This is a genomic window from Arthrobacter sp. RAF14 (assembly GCF_052114185.1).
Classification (GTDB): domain Bacteria; phylum Actinomycetota; class Actinomycetes; order Actinomycetales; family Micrococcaceae; genus Arthrobacter_E.
In genome coordinates, this window is the sequence record NZ_JBFREG010000001.1 from 275,402 (window position 1) to 297,220 (window position 21,819).

Annotated in this window: 25 protein-coding genes and 1 tRNA gene; 12 read left to right on the forward strand and 14 right to left on the reverse strand. The window is 68.0% G+C overall.

The genetic code is table 11. From position 1 onward, the window contains the following. Positions 1–64 precede the first annotated feature (64 nt). Together AB4Y75_RS01320 and AB4Y75_RS01325 are read left to right on the forward strand one after the other, a co-directional pair. Positions 65–622, forward strand: coding sequence for a TetR/AcrR family transcriptional regulator (locus AB4Y75_RS01320; protein ID WP_441434117.1), 558 nt, complete (start codon positions 65–67; stop codon positions 620–622). Positions 623–738: 116 nt separating this feature from the next. Then, positions 739–1,161: a hypothetical protein gene (locus AB4Y75_RS01325; RefSeq protein ID WP_441434118.1), complete on the forward strand. Its 423-nt coding sequence runs from the start codon at positions 739–741 to the stop codon at positions 1,159–1,161. A 79-nt stretch (positions 1,162–1,240) separates the two neighbouring features. Here the strand turns inward: AB4Y75_RS01325 and katG are convergent, their stop codons facing one another. From katG to AB4Y75_RS01350, 5 genes are all read right to left on the reverse strand, one after another. After that, complete coding sequence (gene katG / locus AB4Y75_RS01330; protein WP_441434119.1) at positions 1,241–3,415, reverse strand: catalase/peroxidase HPI; 2,175 nt, start codon at positions 3,413–3,415, stop codon at positions 1,241–1,243. A gap of 64 nt (positions 3,416–3,479) precedes the next feature. Next, entirely contained in the window at positions 3,480–3,950 is a 471-nt protein-coding gene (locus tag AB4Y75_RS01335) for a Fur family transcriptional regulator (RefSeq protein WP_441434120.1), read from the reverse strand. 85 nt (positions 3,951–4,035) lie between these two features. After that, the gene (locus tag AB4Y75_RS01340; RefSeq protein WP_441434121.1) at positions 4,036–4,860 is read right to left on the reverse strand and encodes a hypothetical protein; all 825 of its coding nucleotides are present in this window, start codon (positions 4,858–4,860) and stop codon (positions 4,036–4,038) included. Then, positions 4,857–5,405 (reverse strand): DUF6114 domain-containing protein, encoded by a 549-nt coding sequence (locus AB4Y75_RS01345; RefSeq protein ID WP_441434122.1) that lies wholly within the window; start codon positions 5,403–5,405, stop codon positions 4,857–4,859. Before AB4Y75_RS01345 ends, AB4Y75_RS01340 begins: the two co-directional genes overlap by 4 nt. A 29-nt stretch (positions 5,406–5,434) precedes the next feature. Beyond that, complete coding sequence (locus AB4Y75_RS01350) at positions 5,435–6,049, reverse strand: DUF6230 family protein (RefSeq protein ID WP_441434123.1); 615 nt, start codon at positions 6,047–6,049, stop codon at positions 5,435–5,437. Between the two features lie 182 nt (positions 6,050–6,231). Here AB4Y75_RS01350 and AB4Y75_RS01355 point away from each other — a divergent pair, with 182 nt between their 5' ends. The 3 genes from AB4Y75_RS01355 to htpX all read left to right on the forward strand — a co-directional run bounded on the left by AB4Y75_RS01355 (position 6,232) and on the right by htpX (position 9,063). Then, positions 6,232–6,843 carry a TetR/AcrR family transcriptional regulator gene (locus AB4Y75_RS01355; protein WP_441434124.1) on the forward strand — a complete coding sequence of 204 codons (612 nt, stop codon included), beginning with the start codon at positions 6,232–6,234 and terminating at the stop codon, positions 6,841–6,843. A gap of 3 nt (positions 6,844–6,846) precedes the next feature. Beyond that, complete coding sequence (locus tag AB4Y75_RS01360) at positions 6,847–8,118, forward strand: MFS transporter (RefSeq protein WP_441434125.1); 1,272 nt, start codon at positions 6,847–6,849, stop codon at positions 8,116–8,118. 75 nt (positions 8,119–8,193) lie between these two features. Continuing rightward, positions 8,194–9,063 (forward strand): zinc metalloprotease HtpX, encoded by an 870-nt coding sequence (htpX, locus tag AB4Y75_RS01365; protein WP_441434126.1) that lies wholly within the window; start codon positions 8,194–8,196, stop codon positions 9,061–9,063. A 102-nt stretch (positions 9,064–9,165) separates the two neighbouring features. On the opposite strand, the gene efeB is transcribed toward htpX, so the two are convergent. The 4 genes from efeB to AB4Y75_RS01385 all read right to left on the reverse strand — a co-directional run bounded on the left by efeB (position 9,166) and on the right by AB4Y75_RS01385 (position 13,445). Beyond that, positions 9,166–10,524 carry an iron uptake transporter deferrochelatase/peroxidase subunit gene (gene efeB, locus AB4Y75_RS01370; protein ID WP_441434127.1) on the reverse strand — a complete coding sequence of 453 codons (1,359 nt, stop codon included), beginning with the start codon at positions 10,522–10,524 and terminating at the stop codon, positions 9,166–9,168. A gap of 2 nt (positions 10,525–10,526) precedes the next feature. Further along, complete coding sequence (gene efeO, locus AB4Y75_RS01375) at positions 10,527–11,699, reverse strand: iron uptake system protein EfeO (protein WP_441434128.1); 1,173 nt, start codon at positions 11,697–11,699, stop codon at positions 10,527–10,529. Between the two features lie 32 nt (positions 11,700–11,731). Then, the gene (gene efeU, locus AB4Y75_RS01380) at positions 11,732–12,631 is read right to left on the reverse strand and encodes an iron uptake transporter permease EfeU (RefSeq protein WP_441434129.1); all 900 of its coding nucleotides are present in this window, start codon (positions 12,629–12,631) and stop codon (positions 11,732–11,734) included. Positions 12,632–12,953: 322 nt separating this feature from the next. Further along, complete coding sequence (locus AB4Y75_RS01385; protein ID WP_441434130.1) at positions 12,954–13,445, reverse strand: YajQ family cyclic di-GMP-binding protein; 492 nt, start codon at positions 13,443–13,445, stop codon at positions 12,954–12,956. Between the two features lie 193 nt (positions 13,446–13,638). Here AB4Y75_RS01385 and AB4Y75_RS01390 point away from each other — a divergent pair, with 193 nt between their 5' ends. Together AB4Y75_RS01390 and AB4Y75_RS01395 are read left to right on the forward strand one after the other, a co-directional pair. Then, entirely contained in the window at positions 13,639–13,941 is a 303-nt protein-coding gene (locus AB4Y75_RS01390; protein WP_441434131.1) for a hypothetical protein, read from the forward strand. Positions 13,942–14,057: 116 nt separating this feature from the next. Further along, positions 14,058–14,142: transfer RNA gene (locus tag AB4Y75_RS01395), tRNA-Tyr, on the forward strand. Between the two features lie 89 nt (positions 14,143–14,231). Here AB4Y75_RS01395 and AB4Y75_RS01400 read toward each other — a convergent pair. Together AB4Y75_RS01400 and AB4Y75_RS01405 are read right to left on the reverse strand one after the other, a co-directional pair. After that, a complete protein-coding gene (locus AB4Y75_RS01400) occupies positions 14,232–14,489 on the reverse strand; it encodes a hypothetical protein (protein ID WP_441434132.1) in 258 nt (85 codons plus the stop codon). A gap of 99 nt (positions 14,490–14,588) precedes the next feature. Next, positions 14,589–14,798, reverse strand: coding sequence for a hypothetical protein (locus tag AB4Y75_RS01405; RefSeq protein ID WP_441434133.1), 210 nt, complete (start codon positions 14,796–14,798; stop codon positions 14,589–14,591). Positions 14,799–14,969: 171 nt separating this feature from the next. Between AB4Y75_RS01405 and AB4Y75_RS01410 the strand changes: the two genes are divergently transcribed. Together AB4Y75_RS01410 and AB4Y75_RS01415 are read left to right on the forward strand one after the other, a co-directional pair. Then, positions 14,970–15,776, forward strand: a complete 807-nt coding sequence (locus tag AB4Y75_RS01410; protein WP_441434134.1) for a N5-glutamine methyltransferase family protein — start codon at positions 14,970–14,972, stop codon at positions 15,774–15,776. Between the two features lie 16 nt (positions 15,777–15,792). Beyond that, entirely contained in the window at positions 15,793–16,335 is a 543-nt protein-coding gene (locus AB4Y75_RS01415) for an acyl-CoA thioesterase (protein WP_441434135.1), read from the forward strand. Positions 16,336–16,347: 12 nt separating this feature from the next. On the opposite strand, the gene AB4Y75_RS01420 is transcribed toward AB4Y75_RS01415, so the two are convergent. The 3 genes from AB4Y75_RS01420 to AB4Y75_RS01430 are packed head-to-tail and all read right to left on the reverse strand — an operon-like array spanning position 16,348 to position 18,788. Beyond that, positions 16,348–17,139 carry an ABC transporter permease subunit gene (locus tag AB4Y75_RS01420; protein WP_441434136.1) on the reverse strand — a complete coding sequence of 264 codons (792 nt, stop codon included), beginning with the start codon at positions 17,137–17,139 and terminating at the stop codon, positions 16,348–16,350. Position 17,140: 1 nt separating this feature from the next. Then, positions 17,141–18,130, reverse strand: coding sequence for an ABC transporter ATP-binding protein (locus tag AB4Y75_RS01425; protein WP_441434137.1), 990 nt, complete (start codon positions 18,128–18,130; stop codon positions 17,141–17,143). Position 18,131: 1 nt separating this feature from the next. Continuing rightward, positions 18,132–18,788 (reverse strand): TetR family transcriptional regulator, encoded by a 657-nt coding sequence (locus AB4Y75_RS01430; protein WP_441434138.1) that lies wholly within the window; start codon positions 18,786–18,788, stop codon positions 18,132–18,134. A 200-nt stretch (positions 18,789–18,988) separates the two neighbouring features. Between AB4Y75_RS01430 and AB4Y75_RS01435 the strand changes: the two genes are divergently transcribed. From AB4Y75_RS01435 to AB4Y75_RS01445, 3 genes are all read left to right on the forward strand, one after another. Then, on the forward strand, positions 18,989–19,381 hold the full coding sequence (locus tag AB4Y75_RS01435) for a thioredoxin family protein (protein WP_441434139.1): 393 nt from the start codon (positions 18,989–18,991) through the stop codon (positions 19,379–19,381). Positions 19,382–19,482: 101 nt separating this feature from the next. Further along, complete coding sequence (locus AB4Y75_RS01440; RefSeq protein ID WP_441434140.1) at positions 19,483–20,112, forward strand: rhomboid family intramembrane serine protease; 630 nt, start codon at positions 19,483–19,485, stop codon at positions 20,110–20,112. A gap of 10 nt (positions 20,113–20,122) precedes the next feature. Further along, the gene (locus tag AB4Y75_RS01445) at positions 20,123–21,808 is read left to right on the forward strand and encodes an AMP-binding protein (protein ID WP_441434141.1); all 1,686 of its coding nucleotides are present in this window, start codon (positions 20,123–20,125) and stop codon (positions 21,806–21,808) included. Positions 21,809–21,819 lie beyond the last annotated feature (11 nt).

The window sequence follows — 21,819 nt, forward strand, 5'->3', positions numbered from 1 at the left end:
GGCACGGGGACCTAAGATGGCGCGTATGGCGCGTCCTCCCCGACCTGAACGTAAATCAGAGCTCATGCACGACATCCTGCTGTACCTGCAGGACAAGTCGATCGCGGACCTCACCTTCCGAACCCTCGCCGACGGACTGGGCATCAGCAGCTACGTGCTGGTGTACCACTTCGGTTCCCGCGAGGAACTCATCTCCCAGATCGTGCACGCGATCGAGGCCCGTCCCTCAGAGGTGCTGGAGCCGGAGATGGTCAGTGCCGACCGGGCGGAATTCGAGGCCTGGCTGCGGAACGCCTGGAAGGTGGGGCTGCGCGAGTACGGCATCCAGCTGCAGCGCCTCCATTTCGAGGCGGCCATGCAGGACTCGGTGCTGGAGAAACCGCGTGGCAACGGCAGCCAGCTGTACCACTCCTGGGTGGACGTGGTGCAGGAATGGCTCAGGAACCAGGGCCTGGGCGAAGCCGAGGCACGGAGGACCGCCCGTCTGTTCGTGGCCACGCTGACCGGGCTGCGCTATGACGTGATCGTCACGGGCGAGCGCGAGGGGGCCACGGAGGCGTTCGAGCGGCTGCTGAAGTCCTTCTTCCTCACCATCGACTCGGAGTTGAAACCGGGGACCTGACGGCTGTCACACGCCGCGGCCCGTCTGTGTCGCCGTGTTACTGTGACGTCCGTCAAAGAAAATCGCTGGAGATGATCACTCGCATGGTGCTCCAGCGCAGCAAAAAAGGGGAAACCATGAGCAAGACCATCGTCACGCGCGCACTCGGCGTCGTCGCCGTTCCGCTGCTGGCCGTGAGCCTGAGCGCCTGTGGCGGCCAGAGCGTCGCGGACGCCTGCTCCAAGCTGGACAGCGACATGAGCGGCATCAGCACCGAACTGCAGTCCAACATGACCAAGTTCGCGTCCGATCCCAAGGCCGCGGCCGACGGGCTGAGCAAGTTCTCGGACAAGCTCGCCGAGAGCGTCAAGGGCGTCTCCAATCCGGACGTCAAGCCGAAGGCCGAAGCGGCGAGTGCCGCCTACGCCGACTTCACCGCGAAGATCAAGGCCGCCGCCGCGGATCCCTCCACGGCTTCGTCCAAGATGACCGAGCTCTCGGGCTCCGTCACCAAGGTCTCGGACAGCTTCACCGAGCTGGGCAAGGTCTGCAAGAAGTAACGGCCTCCCCCGTCGGGCACGGGAAAGGCCCCGGAACCACCTTGCGGTGGCGCCGGGGCCTTTCAGCGTCCGGAGGGGACTACTTCTTGAGCTCGAAGCGGTCGTTGTCCATGACCTTGGCCCATGCCGCGGCGAAGTCGGTGACGAACTTCTCCTGGGCATCGTCCGAGGCGTAGACCTCGGCGAGGGCGCGGAGTTCGGAGTTGGCGCCGAACACCAGGTCCACGCGGCTGCCGGTCCAGCGGCCGTCAGCAGTGGTGTAGCTCTGCTCGTCGTCCGCCGGGATCCAGGTCTGACCGAGGTCCAGCAGGTTCACGAAGAAGTCGTTGCTGAGGGCGCCCGGGCGTTCGGTGAAGACACCGGTGCTGGAGCCGTCCCAGTTGTTGCCGAGCACGCGCAGACCGCCGAGGAGCACGGTCATCTCCGGGCCGGAGAGGTTGAGCAGGTTCGCGCGGTCGATCAGCAGGTACTCGGCGGGCAGGTTGATGTAGCCGCTGTTGTAGTTGCGGAAGCCATCGGCCACCGGCTGCAGCCAGGCGAACTGCTCCGGGCTGGTCTGCTCCTGCGTGGCATCCACGCGGCCCGGGGTGAAGGGCACGGTGATGTTCTGGCCGGCGGCCAGGGCGGCCTGCTCCACACCGACGTTGCCGGCGAGCACCACGACGTCCGCGAAGGACACCGGGACGGCGGCGGTCGCGTTGAAGTCGGCCACGATGCCCTCCAGGACGGAGATCACGGGCTTCAGCTTGTCCGGCTGGTTGACGGGCCAGTTGACCTGCGGTTCCAGACGGATGCGGCCACCGTTGGCGCCGCCGCGCTTGTCGGAGCCGCGGAAGGACGCCGCGGACTTCCACGCGGTGGAGACCAGGTCCTCGACGGAGAGGCCGGAGGCGGCGATCTTCTCCTTGAGCACGGCGATCTCTGCGTCGCCGATGGTCTGAGCCGGGGCGGCGGGCAGCGGATCCTGCCAGATGAGGTCCTCCGCCGGGACCTCCTTGCCGAGGTAACGGACCTTGGGGCCCATGTCACGGTGGGTCAGCTTGAACCAGGCGCGGGCGAAGGCCTCTTCGAATTCGGCCGGGTTCTCCTTGAAGCGCAGGGAGATCGGACCGTAGATCGGGTCCTCGCGCAGGGCAAGGTCGCTCGTCAGCATGCGGGGCTCGCGACGGCCGGCCGAGTGGGCCATGGGGACCATGTCCGCGCCGCCGCCGTTGGTGGGACGCCACTGCTTGGCGCCGGCGGGGGACTCCATGAGCTCCCACTCGTACGCGTAGAGGATGTGGAAGAACTCGTTGTCCCAGCGGGTCGGGTGGTAGGTCCAGGTGACCTCCAGGCCGGAGCCGACGGTGTCGTCGCCCGAGCCGGTGCCGTAGCCGTTCTTCCAGCCGAAGCCCTGGTTCTCCAGCGGAGCAGCCTCCGGGTCCGGGCCGATCTGGTCGTCCTTGTGGGCGCCGTGGGTCTTGCCGAAGGTGTGGCCGCCGGCGATCAGGGCCACGGTCTCCTCGTCGTCCATGCCCATGCGGCGGAAGGTCTCACGGATGTCGATGGCGGAGGCCAGCGGGTCCGGGTTGCCGTCCGGGCCTTCCGGGTTCACGTAGATCAGGCCCATCTGCACGGCGGCCAGGGGGGCTTCCAGGTCACGGACGCCGGTGTAGCGCTCGTTGTCCAGCCAGACCTTCTCCGGGCCCCAGTAGACATCGTCGTCGGCTTCCCAGACATCCGGGCGGCCACCGGCGAAGCCGAAGGTCTTCAGGCCCATGTCCTCGAGGGCGACGTTGCCCGCCAGGATGAACAGATCGGCCCAGGAGATCGACTGGCCGTACTTCTTCTTGATCGGCCAGAGCAGGCGGCGGCACTTGTCCAGGCCCACGTTGTCCGGCCAGGAGTTCAGGGGTGCGAAGCGCTGCTGGCCCGCGCCGCCGCCACCGCGGCCGTCGTGGGAGCGGTAGGTGCCGGCGGAGTGCCAGGCCATGCGGATCATGAAGGGGCCGTAGTGACCGAAGTCGGCGGGCCACCAGTCCTTGGAGTCCGTCATGAGGGCCGTCAGATCGGCCTTGACCGCGTCCAGGTCCAGCGCGTTGAACGCCTCGGTGTAGTTGAAGTCCGGGTCGAGCGGGTTCGCCACCTCGGGGTTCTTCGCCAGGATCTTCAGGTTGAGCTTGTTGGGCCACCACTCAGTGTTGGCGCTGCCCTTGGTGGGGTGTACACGGCCGCCGTGGGCGACGGGGCACTTGGAGACGGTGCTCTCAGACACAGTGTTCCTTCCGGGGATGGTTGATTACGGAGGTGAAAGGGGATTCGGGGGCCGCGGGCGCGGCTCAGCCGCCGTCCTGACGTTCGGCGGCGAGGCAGTCCTGACAGATGCCCTGGTAAAGGACATCCGCGATCTGGATGCTCATGGGCTGCTGGTCATCGTTCCAGTGGGGGTGCAGGCACGGCGCATGCCCGACGGCGCAGTCCACGTCCTCGATGCGTCCGCACCGTGTGCAGATGGCGTGGTGGTGGTTGTCACCCGTGCGGGTCTCGTAGAGCGCGGGGGAGTGCGGCGGTTCGAAACGCCGCAGCATGCCGAGTTCCGTCAGGTCGCCGAGCACCACGTAAACGGACTGCGCAGAGAGTCCGGGAAGCTCGTGGCGGGCCAGGTCGAGGATGTTCTCCGCGGTCGAGTGCGGATGGGTGTCGATGGCTGCGAGCACGGCAAGGCGCTGCTTCGTGACGCGCCGTCCGGCGGTACGCAGTTGCTCGGACCAGGCGGAGGCCCGGTCGGGGAGTGCCGTGAACTGGGACATGCCCCCATTCAAGCACTTATTTTGACTAGCTCGCAATTACCGGAGGGAAATTCCTTGAAATAGATCGGGCGGCGCCCAGGGAGACTCAGGGGTCGACGATCCGCTGGTCGGTGTTCGTGTAGCTGATCGAGTCCGCGGTGCTTCCCACCAGGCCCATGGTGACGCGCAGGAGCCCCGGCGCGACGTCGTCCAGCGGGGGAGGCGTGTCGGTGCCGAGCGTGAGCGAACGGCCGTTTGAAGTCGTCGCGGTGATCGAGCCGAGATACACGCTGACGTGACCTTGCAGCGTCATGGTGTCAGCCGAGGTGACCAGCCCGGGGCCGTTCGGTGGCCGCACGGTGAGGGAGAAGTCGGTGATGGTGATGGAGTCCGCGCTGATCTTCAGCGTGCGGACACTTCCGCCGTCGACGGTCGGCACCGAGACGATCCCGATCGAGTGCAGGCCCGTGAAGGACAGCCCCCGGGAGCCCATGGAGGCGGGCGTCCTGGTGAAGATGGGGGCGCTGTCCTCCCGGGTGGCCTTCACGGGCTTCTTCGGGGACGGCTTCGCGGTCGGCGAGGGGTGGGCGGAGTCGGTGGCGCCCGACGACGGTGTTGCGGCGCCGGGCTGCTGGGCCCCGGACCCGTCGGCGCCGGGCAGGGGCACGGCGGGGCCGGACCCCTCGGAGCCGCCCGCGGGGATGCCGGGGATGGTCGGCGTGCCGGCGCCCGGTGCCGGGGTGGCCGGGGCGGAGGGCTTCGGCGTGCCGGGCGCGGGGCTCGGCGAAGGCGAGGAACAGGTGAAGAGGATGGGGAGGCAGAAGGCTGCGGGCTGGGATTCGGGGGCCTGGGCGGCGCCGAGGGCGAGGGGTGTCACCAGCACGGCGCCGGCCAGCAGCGCTCCGAGCCCGCGGCGGCGTGGCTGAGTCATGAGGCGGGTTCCCCCTGGGGATCGGGACTCCGTTTCATCCAGGCGGCCACCAGCACGCCACCCGTCCCGGCCAGCAGCATGCCGACCAGGAATCCGCCGAGGTTCACGCCCACCAAGGAGTACAGGGCCAGCGCCAAGGCGATGATGCCGTAGAAGACGTGGTGGTCCGGCATGGTCATCGCCAGGATGCCCAGCAGGAACAAGGCCAGGGGGATGACCGTGGCCTGGAATCCTTCGATACCGAGCTGCACGTGCAGATGGCCGATGTCGAGCTGTCCGGAGAAGAACATCTCCACGCCGCCCAGGGCCACGAGCAGGCCGCCGACGAAGGGGCGTTGCTTCCGCCAGGTCCGGAAATCACCTCCGCTGGCGGCGGCGGTGTCCATGGACGGGGCCGTAGTCTCCGCGGGGGAGTCGCCCGCCGGAACCGAGCCGTCCGCCGCGGGCGAGGAGGTCATAGCGGAGGCGCTCGCGGGGCCGGCGACCCGCCGGTTCGGCTGGGAAGCGCTGCCGCGGAGGGCCCGGCGTCGGGCTCCCGGTGCCATTCCGTCCTCCGCCAGGGTGCCGTCGCCGCTCAGAAGCATCCCTTGGACCCGTCCGTCAGCTCCAGCTTCATTCCGGTGAGGGTGAAGACGGAGGCCTGGGTGCTCCAGGCGGTCTGCTCCAGGTTCTTGATGGTCACCGTGTCCGCGTCCTGGGCGAAGTCCCCGGGGGTGCCCTTCGCCGACGTGTTGACCGTGGAGGCGTCCACGCCGATCCGGATCTTGCCGAAGGAAGCGTCGCCCTTGAGGCCGGTCATGCCGATCTGGAGGTCGGAGGCGGAGGCGGGGTTCCCGCCGCCGCCGGCCTTGATGAGGACGCCGACCTTGCCGAGGGGGGTGTCGGTAGTGACGGCCTGGCAGAGGTCGCTCAGAGTGGCGCTCTTGATGTTGGCGATCGCCACGGTGTGGTTCTTGCCTTCCGTGTCCCGGGCGACTCCGGCGTACTGGGAGAAGCCGGTGCCCTCGAGCGATGAGGCGCCGATCTGGAATTGGCTGCCGGAGACGGCGAAGGAGACGGGGACGGCGCCCTGGGCGATGCCGCCCATGAGGGTGGTGGCGACGAGGGCCGCCGGGACTGCGACGAGCACGATGCGCCCGGCATGTGAAGAACTGATCTTACGGAGACGCTCAGACCTGGGGAATTTCATCGAACCTCCTGGAACGGGCGCCGACCCCTTCGGCGGCGCGCATGTGACGAAGATAACGTTCTTGTTGACTGCGAGTCAATAGAGGGGGGTGAGAGCGACGGCCCAGCCCGCTCGGAATGCGCCCGGAATGCCCCGTGTACCGGGATGACCAGCGCACCCGGGATGATCAGTACACTCAGAGAGTGTCCGAAGTGCAGCGCGTCCGTCTGAGTCCCGAGGAGCGCCGCGCTCAGTTGATCGCCGCCGGCGTGAACTTCCTGGCCGACCATTCCCTCGACGAACTGAGCATGGACGAACTGGCCCGCCAGGCCGGTGTCTCCCGGCCGCTCCTGTTCCACTATTTCGAGACCCGCCAGGGCATGCACCTCGCCGTGGTGACGAAGGCCAGGGACAGCCTCCTGGTCGCCACCGCGCCGCGCCTGGAGCTGCCTCCCCGCGAGCGGATCCACGAGACCCTGCTGCGGATCACCCACTTCGTGCAGCAGCACCGGGGCACCTTCTACTCGCTGGTCCGCGGCATCGCCAGTGGAGACCCCGCCGTGCGGACCGTGGTGGACGAGTCCCGGGAGCTCAACGCCGAACGGCTGCTGGACGCGTTCATCGAGCTGGGATTCGAGGACACGGCCATGCTGAGAGTGGCCCTGCGCGCCTGGGTCTCCTACGCGGAGGAGGCGCTGATCAGCCTTGCGATCGAGCGCGACGTCGACGCGGACGCCGTCGTGCGCTTCCTGGAAGCCGGGCTGAGGGGCATGGTCGGTGCGACTCGGGAACTTCAGGCGCCGGATTACGCTTAGCCGGTGCGGAGATTCCTGGCTGACCTGACGCCCCTGCGGGAGAGCCCCGCCTTCAAGCGACTCTGGATCGGGACCGCGGTGTCCAACGCGGGGAGCCAGCTCACGGTGGTGGCCCTCAGTCTGGAGGTCTACAAGATCACCCAGGAGAGCTCTTACGTGGGCCTGCTGAGCGTCTTCGCCCTGGTGCCTCTGGTGATCGCGGGGCTGTTCGGCGGGTCGATCGCGGACGTGTATGACCGCCGGACCGTCGCCATCGTGGCCTCCGCCGCCCTCTGGCTGAGCGCGGTGGGGCTCGCCGTGCAGGCGTGGTTGCACCTGGAGAACGTTTGGCTGCTCTTCGCGCTCGCGGCCGTGCAGAGTGCCGCGCTGGGCATCAACGCCCCGGCCCGCTCGGCCATGATCCCGCTCCTGGTCCGGCCGGAACTGCTGGCCTCCGCCAATGCGCTCAACATGATCACCTTCGGCCTCGCCACCATGGTGGGGCCGCTTCTGGGTGGCTTTCTGGTGGCGTCCGTCGGTTTCGAATGGACCTACACGGTGGATGCGATCAGCTACTTCGTGGTCATGTGGGCGCTGTTCAGCCTGCCCGCCATGCCGCCGGAGGGCGCGCCCCGCACGGTGGGCGTGACCAGTGTGCTGGAAGGTTTCCGTTTTCTCGGAACCCGCCCCAACGTCCGCATGACGTTCATCCTGGACCTGATCGCGATGATCGCCTGTCAGCCGAGGGCGCTCCTTCCCGCCATCGGCGCCGTGATGCTCGGGGGTGGGGAGACCACGGTGGGCATCCTCCTGGCAGCCTTCGCGCTGGGATCCTTCCTGGCCGGCCTGTTCAGCGGACCTCTCAACCACGTGCGGAAGCAGGGCGCCGCGGTGGTGTTCTCCGTCATGGCCTGGGGCGCGAGTCTCGGCGCGTTCGGTCTCATGGTGGTCCTGGCCGGCGACGGCGGCCGCCAGGGGGTCACGGTCTGGCTCGTGCCGGCCGCGCTCTGCTGTGCCGCGGCCGGGGTGGCGGACTCCATCAGCGCGGTGTTCCGCAGCACGATCCTCCAGGCCGCCACCCCGGATGAGTTCCGGGGCCGTCTCCAGGGCGTCTTCATCGTGGTAGTGGCCGGCGGGCCGCGGCTGGGGGACATGCTGGCCGGTGGCGCCACCACCTGGTTCCGTGAGGGCTGGGTCCTGCTGATCGGTGGGATGGTGTGCATCGCGGCCACCTGGGCGGTGTCCCGGGCGCAGCGCGGATTCCTCGACTACGACGCGCGGAACCCGGTGCCCTGAACGCACGTTGGTGAATAGTAGAGACCAGCCGCCCGCCCGGAACCGTCCGGGGCTTTCGCGAGTGAGGAGCCACCCGTGCACAACCATCACAACGGCCTGAAGACCGCCGCGCTCTTCGGAGTGCTGTGGGCGGTGCTTCTGGGGCTCGGTGCGCTGATCGGCTTCTGGACGCGCAGCGCCGCCCCGATCTGGATCATGGCGCTGATCGGTGTGGGCACCACCTTCTACAGCTACTGGAACAGCGACAAGATCGCCATCCGTTCCATGCAGGCCGTGGAGATCCCGGAGTCGCAGGCCCCCGAGCTGTACCGCGTGGTGCGGGAGCTGTCCCAGTCGGCCGGGCAGCCGATGCCGCGGATCTACATCTCACCCACCATGACGCCCAACGCCTTTGCCACGGGTCGCAATCCGCAGCATGCCGCCGTCTGCGTGACGAACGGCATCGTCCAGCTGCTGAATGACCGGGAGCTGCGCGGCGTTCTGGGCCACGAGCTCATGCATGTCTACAACCGGGACATCCTGACCTCGTCGGTCGCCGCGGCGGTGGCCGGGGTGATCACCTCGGTGGCTCAGTTCATGATGTTCTTCGGCGGCGGCAGCCGGGACGGGGAACGGAACATGAACCCCCTCGCCGCCATCGCCATGGCGCTGCTGGCGCCGTTCGCCGCGTCCCTCATCCAGATGGCGATCTCCCGGACCCGGGAGTACGACGCCGATGAGGACGGTGCGAAGCTCACCGGCGATCCGCTGGCGCTCGCCTCCGCCCTGAGCAAGATCGAGCGCGGCGTCAGCCAGTACCCGCTCCCGGCGGAGCAGACGCTCGTGAACACCTCGCACCTCATGATCGCCAACCCGTTCCGGGGCGCCAACGTGGCCAAGCTGTTCGCCACCCACCCGCCGATGCGGGAGCGCATCGCCCGCCTGGAGCGCATGGCCGGCCGCTAGCCTCCCGCCGTCTCGCGAGAAGCCAGTTGAGCACAGTCCCGGAGGCCGGGACTGTGCTCAACTGGCTTCTCGCGGCGGGGAATCCTAGGAGAGCGGGGAATCCTAGGAGAAGAGCCCCTGGCCCACGTACTCGCCGGGCTTGATCCCGGGCGGCACCGCGAACAGGCCGGAGCCGGTGTGCTTCAGGTATTCGACACTCAGCCGGTCGCTGCGGGCCAACTGATTCTGCATGGGCACGAACTGCGTGCGGGGGTCCTTGACGAAGGCGATGAAGAACAGCCCGGCGTCCAGGCGGCCCAGCGAGTCGTTGCCGTCCGTGAAGTTGAAGCCGCGGCGGAGCATCTTCACGCCCTTGTTCGTGGCCGCGTGAGCCAGCCTGACGTGGGAGTCCATCGCGATCAGCGGCGCGTCGCCCCGGCCCTTGGCCTCGAAGTTCGGCTCGGTGAACTCCTGGCCGCCGGAGAGCGGGGCACCGGTGGACTTGGTCCGCCCGATCACGGCCTCCTGTTCGCCGAGCGACGTCCGGTCCCAGACCTCGATGTGCATGCGGATCCGGCGGGCGACCAAGTAGCTGCCGCCGGCCATCCACTGTTCGCCGGGCTTGCCGCCGGGGGCCACCCACACGTGCTCGGCCAGCTGCTCCGGCTCCTCCGCTTTGAGGTTGGCGGTGCCGTCCTTGAACCCGAAGAGATTGCGGGGTGTCTGCTGGCTGGTGGAGGTGGAGGACGTCCGCCCGAAGCCCAGCTGGGACCAGCGCAGCCGGGCGCGGCCGAAGGCGATGCGGGACAGGTTGCGGATCGCGTGGACGGCCACTTGCGGGTCGTCGGCGCAGGCCTGGATGACCAGATCGCCACCCGTGCGCTGTGGTTCCAGCTGATCGCCCGGGAAGTGCGGGAGCTCGATGAGCGCTTCCGGAAGGCGGCCGGACAGACCGAAGCGCGGCGCGCCGTCGTCGGTCACGAAGAAGGAGCGACCGAAGCCGAAGGTGATCGTCAGGTTCGACGCGGAGAGGCCCATGGCCTCGCCGGTGTCCGACGGCGGGGCCTCGTAGTCGCCGCCCACGGCGCCGCCCTCCCCGGCCTCCCGGCCGGCCGTCATGGCTTCCGCGGCCGCGGTCCAGTCCTTGAGGAGGCCGATCACGTCGTCGCGGCTCGTGGCGGTGACGTCGAAGGATGCGATGTGCAGGCGGTCCTGGACGGGCGTCACGATCCCGGCCTGGTGGTCGCCGTGGAAGGGGGCGACGGCGCTGACGGCCGGCTGCGCGTCGGCCTCGGACGGGCGCGTGGCGGCGTAGCTCGCGGCGGCGCCGAGGGCGCCCGCCCCGACGAGGGAGGCCGTGGTGAGGAGCCCCCGCCGGGTGACCCTGGGACCGGCGGAAGACGACGGAACGCCCGCCGTCTCCTGGGAGGTGATCTCCTGGGAGGCGGCGGGCGGGACCGGGGTGGAATCCTGCTCCGGCATGGTCAGAGGACCACCGCGGCGGTCAGCTGACCCAGTGGCTCGCCGAGGGCGTCCACGAGGGCCGCGAGCTGCTTGACCTGGTCCGGGGTCAGCTCGTTGTAGTACTTGAAGCCGTCGCCCACCTTGTACTTGTCCAGCTCGGCCTGCAGGGCTGCGAAGCGCTGGTCGAGGGTCTTGGCCAGCTCGGGCTTCTTCAGGGTCACCACGGGGCGCAGGTTCTGGTAGGCGATCCGGGCGCCGTCGACGTTGGCCTGGAAGTCCCAGAGGTCGGTGTGGGACCAGATCTCCTCTTCACCGGTCACCTTGCCGGTGGCCACCTCGTCCAGGAGCTCCTTGGCGCCGTTGCCGAGCTTGTCCGGGGTGAGCGTCAGCGTGCGGGTGCGCTCGAAGAGCGTCTGGGTGTCCGCCACGAGCTTCTGGGACAGCTTCTGGCGCTCGGCCGCGGTCAATGCGGTGTAGCCCTTCGGCGGGAACAGGTCCTTCTCGGCCTTGTGCCAGCCGGTCCACTGCTGGCCCTTCTCCAGGTCCGCCTCACGGAGGTCGAGGCTCGGGTCGAGGTCGCCGAACGACTCGGCCACGGGCTCGATGCGCTCCCAGTGCATGCGCACCGAGGCGTAGAGGCTGCGCGCCTTCGCGGCATCACCGGAGGCGTAGGCGGCGGCGAAGGCTTTGGTGCCGGTCAGCAGCTGCTCGGTCTGGTCCTTGACGTAGGAGACGTACTGCTTGGTGGCGGTGTCCAGGAGGGCTTTGGTGTCCGAGTCCACGGAGGCGGTGGTCCCGGAGGCCTCCACCGTGAACGCGGCACGGATGCCCTCACCCTGCATGCCGGGCTTGCAGGCCGTGAGGTACTTGCCCTCGGGTGCGGTCACCACGAGCTTGCGGGACAGGCCCGGGCCGATGTTCTCGACTTCGCCCACGATCCGCAGACCGTCCTCGGCCAGAAGGTAGAACTCGGTGACCTGCTGGCCGTCGTTCTTCACATCGAACGTCAGGTGGCCGCTCTTGGCCGTTGCAGCGCTGAGCTTGCACTCCTTGTCCGTGCTGCTCACGGAGATGGGCCCGTCGGTGGCGCCGGCGGCCGGCTTGGCGTTGTCGGTGCAGGCGGTCAGCGCCAGAGGGGCGACGACGGCGAGGGCCGCGAGGGAGCTGAGGGCGCGGCGGGAGGGAGCGGGCATGACTGTCCTTGGAGAGTTCTGGAGGAAGGGGATCAGGAAGTGGGGGCGACGGCGCGGGGGACGCCCGGCGTCGCGTCGGTGGGGACGCTCTGCGCCGCCGGCCGCGAGGGGGCGGCCTTGCGGGCGGCCTGGGCGCGGCGGTAGTTGCGCAGGTAGAAGTACAGGGTGGGGACCACGTAGACCCACCACGCGATCGCTTCCAGCCAGGTGGTGGCCGGGGAGAAGTTGAAGGTGCCCTTGAGGAGCGTGCCGTACCAGGAGTCCGGCGGGATGGCGCCGGAGACGTCGAAGGCCAGGCTGTGCAGGCCGGGGACCAGGCCGGCTTCCTGAAGGTCGTGGATGCCGTAGGAGAGCACTCCGGCGGCCACCAGGATCAGGAAGATGCCGGTCACCGTGAAGAACTTGCCGAGGTTGATCTTGAGGACGCCGCGGTGCAGCAGGTACCCGAGCAGGACGGCGACGGCCAGTCCGAGGACCGCGCCGAGCAGCGGGACGGTGCTTTCGCCGGTCGCCTGCGCGGCGGCCCAGAGGAAGAGGGCGGTTTCCAGGCCTTCACGGCCCACGGAGAGAGCGCCCACCAGGATGATGCCCCAGGCGGCGCCGGTGGCGGCGGCGTCGATTTTGCCGTGCAGTTCGGAGCCGAGCGTCCGCGCGGTGCGGGCCATCCAGAAGACCATCCAGGTGACCATGCCGACGGCGATGATCGAGAGCGATCCGCCGATGGCCTCCTGCGCCTCGAACGTCAGGCCGCGCGGCCCGAAGGTCAGGAGGGCGCCGAAAGCGATGGAAACGGTGACGGCGGCGCCGATTCCGATCCAGAGCTTCGGCAGGAGGCGGGAGCGTCCGGTCTTGACTAGGTAGGCCATGAGGATCACGACCACGAGGGTCGCTTCGAGGCCTTCGCGCAGACCGATCAGGAAGTTCCCGAGCATGCTGGATTCCTTGCTGTGTATGGGGAGCAGCGCGGCCCGGGGAGGGGTGCGCCGAGCAGAACATTACTCTCTCGGCTGAATTATGCAAACTTTATGTTGGCTATTGAAGTCAGGTGAGCTTGGCCTGTGCTGGCGGGCGGCATTGTGGCGGTGTCCGCCCTTCGCGAGACGCCACTTGGGCACAGTGCAAGGCCCCCGCACCGTGCCCAAGTGGCGTCTCGCGAAGGGCGACTGCGGAAACGGCGACGGCGGGCGCCTCCCGCGTAGGGAGGCACCCGCCGTCGTCGTCCGGCTGAGGTGCGGCGCGAGTGCGCCGACCGGATTAGCTGCGGAAGTTCACGAACTGGAGGTCGACTTCCTCGAAGTTCTTCAGCAGGGCCATGGTGGCCTGGAGGTCATCACGGGACTTGGAGGTCACGCGCAGCTCGTCGCCCTGGATCTGGGACTTGACGGACTTGGGGGCCTCGTCGCGGATGAGCTTGTTGATCTTCTTGGCGATGTCCTGCTCGATGCCTTCCTTGATGGAGGCTTCGATGCGGTACTCCTTGCCGGAGGGGAAGGGCTCGCCGGCGTCGAGGGACTTCAGGGAGATGCCGCGCTTGATGAGCTTGGACTCGAAGACGTCCAGGACGGCCTTCACTCGGTCCTCGGAGTTGGCCTTCATGAGGATCTTCTCGCCGCTGAAATCGATCTCGGCGCCGACGCCCTTGAAGTCGTAGCGCTGGGCGATCTCCTTCTGGGACTGGTTGAGGGCGTTGGCAACCTCTTGCTTGTCTACCTTGCTGACAACGTCGAACGTGGACTCGCCGGCCATGATTCTCCTTAGGCGGTGGATGGATTTCTTCCCCAAGTTTAAGGCCTCGGCCCGCGGAGCGCTCGGGAAAGCCCGCCCGGGTCTCACAGTTCACTCTCAGCTGATCCCTGGGCGGAACTCAAGCGGGCCGTGGAGAGTTGCCTCAGTAGGAACTCCACAGGGGATCCAGGATTCAGTGAAGGCAGGAGAAGTCATGACGGCGGAACGCAAGAAGTACGCGGTCCCAGCCTCGAACGGCAGGACGGGCGGTTGGACTGCCACCGCGATCAAGGGCGCTTCTGCGGCACTGGCATCGGCCGCCGTGGTGGCCGCTTCGGTGGCGTTCGCCCCGCAGGCCGCGCCGCAGGCCCGGGTGAACGGCATCCACGCCGACCTTCAGCGGGCGGTGGAGCTCAAGCAGCTCACCCCAGAGCAGGCCGCCCGCTTCGAAGAGCGCATGAGCCGCACGATCCTGGGCTCAGGCGAGGGCTCCGGCGAGGACGAGAATCAGGTCTGATCCGCCGTCCGAAGGGCCTGACGAGGCCCGATTCGATTCTGCGGAGAATCTTCTGTAAAGTTGTCTTGCTTCCACTCGCCGGAAACGACGGAGGGAAGTGCTTCTTCGTGAAGCTCGGCAGATTACCCGAGCGGCCAAAGGGGGCTGACTGTAAATCAGCTGGCACTGCCTACGGGGGTTCGAATCCCTCATCTGCCACCACGGAAAGGCCCGGAACCACATGGTTCCGGGCCTTTCGTGTTTCCTGGGGCGGGCCGCAGGCAATCGGCGCCGCCAGAGGCGCGGAACGGTTAGGAACGACCGAAGCGATCCTTGTGGAGATCGTCGATGGACCTGAGCCCGCGGTAGATCCCTATCAGGATCATCATGAATCCCAGGAATGAGATTGCTCCGGCGACGAGCGCCAGAATGGTTGCCATGCCGAGAGTACCGAAGGGGCTGGACCCCAGGCGCCCGGTGGCGGTGAGAAAAGAGATCACGCCGGATCCGATTGCTCCGATGAAGATCAGGATAATTCCGCTGAGGAACGCAGAACTCGATCCGTGCATGACGGTACCCCCAAGGTCCTAGTGCAGTGAGTGACGGCAGAAGCCTATCCGGATCTCAGCGCACGGCGGCCTTGTGACTCCTAAATGCGGTCGGAGGATTCAGTTCTCCAGCGCGTAGCCGTCCAGGTGGTGGACCAGACGGCGGCCCAGGCCGCCGTCGAGCTGGATCCAGAGCGTGGTGCGGTCGTGCGTCATGCCGTCCACATGCCCGACGATGCGGTCACCGCGCTGGTCTGCGAGAGCGATCGGCTGACCCGACGGGATTTCAGGCCAGAGGTGGTTGATTTCAGCGGTGCCCAGTGCACTCACGGCAGTCTCCTTTGCTGCTTGTTCTCTTCTTGATGCCCTTATTTTCCAGGAGCTGAATGAATGGCGGGTGAACATCTGCCGTGAATTGGCCCGCAGGTCGCCTTCGGCTTTCGTCCACATGCGATGCGCATTTCCTTGTGCCGGATCGTCGGATCGCCGAGCATGAATCCCATGAACACCCCGACCCTGGACACCGACGCTCTGGTGCTCCGTCTGCGCACCGCCGGCTGCGTCTTCGCCGAGGAGGAGGCCGCCATCCTGGAGGAGAGTGCGCTGGACGAGGCGCATCTCCTGCGCCTGTGTGAGCGGCGGGAACAGGGCGAGCCGCTGGAGCAGCTCGTCGGCTGGGTGGATTTCGGCGGTCTGCGGCTTTCCGTGGGGCCCGGCGTCTTCATCCCTCGGCAGCGGACCCTCTTCCTGGCCGGGCTGGCGCTCGCCGCTGCGCGGGAGCATTCCCACCCTGTAGTGCTGGAGGCTTTCGCCGGAGCGGCTCCTGTGGCCGCCTGGGTGGCGCACCACCTTCCCGGGTCGACGGTTCATGCGAGCGACGCCGACGCCGTCGCGCTGGCACATGCGGAGCGGAACCTCGGTTCCGGGGCCGCGGTGTCGCGGGGGACGGTGCTTTCCGCGGTGCCGCCGCGATTCCTCGGCGCCGTGGACGTCCTGGCTGCTGTCCCGCCCTACGTGCCGGAGGCGGAGGCCGCGTTCATGTCCCGCGAGTCCCGCGAACACGAACCCGGCGCGGCCGTTTACGCCGGCCCGGACGGGCTTGACTTCGTCCGGGCCGTGATCACCGAGGCGGGCCCGTGGCTCAGTCCCGCGGGGCGGATTCTGCTGGAGATGAACCGTGAACAGCTCGCCGCAGCGGCCGCTCACGCCGAAGAGGCCGGATACGTCGTGGAGCGCTTCGTCGCGGAGGACCGGCACACCGGGGTGCTGTGCCTGTCCCGGTCCGGGTCTTCCCCACTAAGTTACTGACAAGTAACATAAGGGCATGCACCTCATCTTCCGGACCCTCTGGCTGCTGTTCGCCTCGCGTCGCCGTTCACCGTTGAGCATCTGGGACACGTCCAGCCTGCCGATGCGTGCCCTGCCGACCGACGTGGATATCGCCGTCCACATCAACAACGGCATGTATTTCTCCCTGATGGATCTGGGCCGTTTCGACCTCATGGTCCGGGCCGGGGTGTGGGAGCGCATGCGCAGGAAGGGGTGGAGCCCCGTGGTCTCCGCCCAGACCATCAGCTACCGCAAGTCGGTCAGGCTGTGGCAGCGGTACACCATCGAATCCCGCATCATCGGTCTGGACGCCAAAGCCATCTACTTCGAACAGCGCATGGTCGCCGACGGCGAGATCTACGCCCGGGCCTACATGGCCACGCGGCTGGTCCACCGGGGACGTCCGGTGAGCAACGAGGAGATCATCGCCGAGGTCGGTCCCGTGCCCGAGGACCTCGTGCTGCCGGAATGGATCCACGAGTGGCGTTCGCAGGTCGCGCTGCCGGGGTCCCGCACGCCCACGCCGCACGAGTGGTGAGTGCCCCAGGACTCACCGTCCGACGTCGCGGGCTCGCAGGATGAGCGCGGCCAGGACCATCAGGACGATCGTCCCGCCCCACAGCCCGGCACAGACGCCCCAGTCGACCCCGTTGCTGAACGGGTCCGAGCCGAAGAACCAGTGGTACGGCGAGAAGTCCAGCAGCCACTTCGCGGAGTCGCTCTGTTTGCCCACGGCGTTGAAGATGTAGCCGAGCACCGCCACGGCGGCGCCGAGCATGAGGCCGTGCACGCGTCGGCCCTTCAGCGCACCGCCGAGCAGCGCCGCCGCGGCGCTCAGCGCCAGCAGTCCCGCATAGCCGAGGGCCGCACCCGCGACCTTGCCCAGGTCCAGGCCCAGCTGAGACGGTCCGTTGAGCACGGCCACGGCGCAGTACATGACCAGGACCAGGAACAGCAGCCGGGCCAGGATGGCCAAGGCGCGCCCCGCCACCAGCTGCACCCGCGTCACGCCATGGGCCAAGGTCAGTTCCAGCAGCCCGGACTCCTCGTCACCGCCGACGGCGGAGGCGCCCCATGCGATGGTGGCCATGCTGAGCAGCAGGAAACCCAGCAGCCCGAACAGCGTCGACTGCGTGTACCCCGGACCGCTGCCGAGCTGGTCGTAGTTCAGGGTCCGGACGAGTTGGGTCGGCAGCGACTTCAGCAGCTGCTGCATCTGCCCGTTGCCCACCATCGACGGGAACAAGGGCAGGTAGAGGGCCGCCGCAGCGACGAGGCCGATGGCCCAGGCGAGTGTCGCCCGCCAGCTGTCCACCACGCCGCGCGTGAAGATCGCGAACATCTCAGGACTCCTTCCGTGCGTGCCGCTCATGGCGGCCGCCCTGCCCGTCCGGAGCCGCGGGCCCCGCGGGCTCTGGGTGCGTGCCGTACAGCGTCAGCACCGCTTCCTCCAGGTCGGGCTCTTCCAGCACGACGTCGGTGACCGGCAGGGCGGCGAGCGCCGCGAGCAGGGGACGGACGCCGTCGTGCACGGTCGCCTCCAGCCGTCCGTCGGGCAGAGAGCGCAGACCGTCGACGCCGGGCACCTCGCCCAGCCGCCGCACGGCGTCTTCCCGCACCTGATCGCCGTCCTCAAGCCGCACACGCAGGGTGCGGACCGCATTGGCGCGCAGCTCCTCGACGCTCGCATCGGCGACGATCGCGCCGGCGCGGAGGATCGCCACCCGGTCCGCGCTCTGCTGGAGTTCGCTCAGCACATGGGAGCTGAGCAGCACGGAGCGCCCGTCCGCACGGACCTCGGCGACCATCGCGAGGAACTCCTGCTGGAGCAGAGGGTCCAGGCCGCTGGTGGGCTCGTCGAGAATGAGGAGTTCGGGGTCGTGCATGAAGGCCTGGATGAGTCCGAGCTTCTGCTTGTTGCCTTTGGAGAGCTCGCGGACCTGCTTGTCCAGCGGGACGTTGAGCCGATCGGCCAGTTCCTCGATCCGCCCGTGGCGCACGGGGCCGCTCAGCCGGGCGAAGTGGTGGAGAAGCTTGCGGCCCGTGACCCGGGACTCCAGGATCAGCTCGCCGGGCAGATAACCGATCCGGCGGCGGAGCCCGGGGCCGGCGTGCCGGGGGTCTTCGCCCAGGACGCGCAGGGTGCCGCTGCTGGGTCTGATGATGTCCACCAGGCATCTCAGGGTGGTGGTCTTCCCGGCGCCGTTGGGTCCGATCAGGCCGAGGACGGAACCCGGCGGCAGCTCGAAGCTGAGCCCGTGGAGCACTTCATTGCGGGCGAAGGACTTGTGCAGGGATTCGACGCTGATGCTGGGAGAGGGTGTGGATGACATGTCAGGCCTCCTGAGGGTCATCGGGGTCCGGGGTGGTGGCCTCCCGGTAGGCCGTGAGGAAGGCGTCCGTGGTGTAGAAGCCGTGGGTGTAGAGCTCCAGGCCGGGGGCGCCGATCCGTTGGATGACGCTCTGCCAGTCGCCGTCCACGCCGAGGGTCTCGGCGGCGAACGGGCCGAAGGCGAGCGACCCGACGCTGGTGAGAGCGGTGAGGACGGCGATGCCGCGGACATCGGCGAAGGGCCGGACCGTCCCGTCCTCGATGCCGCTGCGGATCACCGCCTCGCTCAGTTCCACGAGGTGACGGAAGAGCGAGGCGCTGGTGGCGGTGCCTTCCAGGAGGGCCTGGCGGAGGTAGTCCATCTCCAGTGCGTAGCCCTGCGGGTTGCGATTGAACTCCTCCATGAGGTGTTTGAGTCCGCCGGGCTGCATCTTGCTGCTGGCCCGTGCGCTGGCGACGCCCAGAACCTGCTCGTCGCAGGCCTCGCGCAGGCCGACTGTGGAGCCGAAGTGGTGGATGAGCAGTCCGGGGCTGACTCCGGCCTCTGCGGCGATGGCGCGCAGGCTCGTTTTGGCGAAGCCGTCGCGGGCGTAGAGCCGGATGGCCGAGTCCCGGATGCGGGCCTTGGTGGTGAGATCATCCTGAGGTGCTGAACGCATGTTTAAGATACTAAACACGTGTTCAAAAGATGGGAAGAGGTGTGGTCTACGGCCCGGTCCGGCCGCCCGTTCTCACCTGGACGCATGGCCCTCGCCCGGCCGGGAATCCGCACCGGGCCGCACCGCCCGGCGGTCACGCCCAGAGCGGAAAGCCGCTCGCCATGGTGGCCAGCCGCCGTCGGGGTGGCTACCGTGGAGACATGGCTACCGTAGACATCACCGGAGAACAGTTCACCGAGACCATCCAGGGCAACGACATCGTCCTGGTGGACTTCTGGGCCGATTGGTGCCGTCCGTGCAAGATGTTCGCACCCAACTACGCCGCGGTCTCGGAGAAGCACCCCGACGTCTTCTTCGCCAAGGTGGACACCGAGACGGAGCAGCAGCTCTCGGCCGAGGCGGGCATCACCTCGATCCCCACCCTCATGGCATTCCGTGAGCAGGTTCTGGTCTTCTCGCAGCCCGGCGCCATGTCCGCCCCGCAGCTCGAACAGCTCGTGGAGGCCGTGAAGGGCCTGGACATGACCGAGGTCCACGCGCAGGTGGCCAAGGCGCAGGCACAGGCTGAAGCCGGCGAGTCCGAGCAGGCCTGACCCCCGAATTTCCGGACCGACGGCCCGGCGAGCGTCCTGACGGGCGCCGCCGGGCCGTCGTCGTCCGTGGGCCGGCGAGGGCGGCCTTCTAGACTGTCCGCATGAGTCTCACCCCCGAGCAGGACGAGCAGGGCCGGCCCGGCCGCAGCCGGATCGCCACCGCGGCCATGACCATCGGCGGGTTCGTCCTGCTGCTCTGGGTGATCGAGGCGGTGGACACCGTCATGGGGCACCGCCTCGATTCGTTCGGGATCAGGCCATGGAACCCGGGCGGGCTGAGCGGAATCCTGTTCGCACCGCTGCTCCATCTGGGCTGGAGCCACCTGATCGCCAACACGGGGCCGTTGCTCGTGCTCGGTTTCGTGATCCTGCTGTCCGGGGTGGGGGCCTGGCTGCGCGTCACGGCGGTCGTCTGGCTCGTGGGCGGCCTCGGGACCTGGCTCACGGGTGGACCCGGTTCGCTGCACCTCGGCGCCTCCGGCCTGGTGTTCGGATGGATCGTCTATCTGGTCCTGCGCGGGGTCTTCACTCGGAGCCTGATCCAGATCGCGCTCGGTGTGGTGATCCTCCTGGCCTATGGAGCCATCCTCTGGGGCGTCTTCCCTGGGCAGACCGGGATCTCCTGGCAGGGGCATCTCTTCGGAGCGATCGGCGGAGGCCTGGCCGCCCGACTGGAAAAGCCCAGGAGGGACAGCCCGGAGGTCTGGTCGCCGACACGTACCAACCAGTAACCTGCCTCACATGGATTCCTACACCGCCGGGGACGCCAGCGTCCCTCTGCTGAACCGGACCATCGGCGCCGACTTCGAAGCCATGGTCCAGCGATTCCCCGACCGGGAGGCGCTCATCGAGGCGGGCCTCCCCGGGCATCCGCCGCGCCGGTGGACCTACCGCGAACTGAACGACGACGTCGACCTCCTGGCACGTGCGCTCCTGGCCGTGGGAGTCGGCGTGGGGGAGCGGGTGGGCATCTGGAGCGCCAATTGCGCTGAGTGGACCATCCTTCAGTACGCGACGGCGAAGATCGGGGCCATCCTGGTCAACGTGAACCCGGCGTACCGCACGCATGAACTGGAGTTCGTGGCCCGGCAGAACGGCATGCGAATGCTCGTGCTGGCTCCGGACGACCGGAACAGCGACTACGTGGCGATGTCCCGTGCGGCCGTGGAGCGCTGTCCTGAGCTGCGAGAACTCGTGTTTCTGCCCGGCAATGCCGAAAGCGATCCGCAGCTGCGGCTCCAAGCCGGCGCCCCGCAGAGTCCAGGGGAGCGGAGCTGGAGCGGGCTGCTGGAGGAGGCCGCTGCCGTCGCGCCCGAGGCGCTCGCGGAGCGGATGGCGGGCCTGGATCCGCAGGATCCCATCAACATCCAGTACACCTCCGGCACCACGGGTTTCCCCAAGGGGGCCACCCTCACGCACCACAACATCCTCAACAACGGCCACCAGATCGGCGCCCTGCTGAAGTACACCGAGGAGGACAAGGTGGTCATCCCGGTGCCGTTCTATCACTGCTTCGGCATGGTGATCGGGAACCTCAACATCTTCTCCTACGGCGGCACGGCCATCATCCCGTCGCGATCCTTCAACCCGGCGGCGGCTCTGCGCGCGGTCCAGGAATTCCGGGCCACCTCCCTGTACGGCGTGCCGACCATGTTCATCGCCGAGCTGGCGCTGCCGGACTTCGACAGCTACGGGCTCGACACCCTGCGGACCGGCGTCATGGCGGGGTCTCTGTGTCCCATCGAGGTGATGAAGCGCGTGATCGAGCAGATGCACATGAAAGATGTGGCCATCTGCTACGGCATGACCGAGACGTCGCCGGTGTCCACCATGACCCGTGACGGGGACACCCTGGCGCAGCGCACCGAGTCGGTGGGCCGGACCATGCCGCATTGCGAGAGCCGGATCATCGATCCTCTGAGCGGCGAGGTGGTTCCGCGCGGGGAGATCGGCGAGCTGTGCACCCGTGGATACGTGGTCATGAAGGGCTACTGGGACCAGCCGGACAAGACCGCGGAAGCCATCGACCCGGACGGCTGGATGCACACCGGCGACCTGGCCCGGATGGATCAGGACGGCTACGTGGTGGTGGAAGGCCGGATCAAGGACCTGGTGATCCGTGGTGGCGAGAACATCTACCCGCGGGAGATCGAGGAGTTCCTGTATCAGCATCCGGAGGTGCAGGACGTGCAGGTGATCGGCGTCCCGGACGAGAAGTACGGCGAGGAGCTCATGGCCTGCGTCATCCTGAGGCCGGGAGCCGAAGTCCTGACGGTGGAGGCGCTCCGGGAGTACTGCACGGGCCGCCTGGCGCATTACAAGATCCCGCGGTACCTGGAGATCCGGGAGAGTTTCCCCATGACCGTCTCCGGCAAGATCCGGAAGGTGGAGATGCGGGAGGAGGCCGTGCGGAGGCTGGGGCTGTAGGGCTGGGGTGG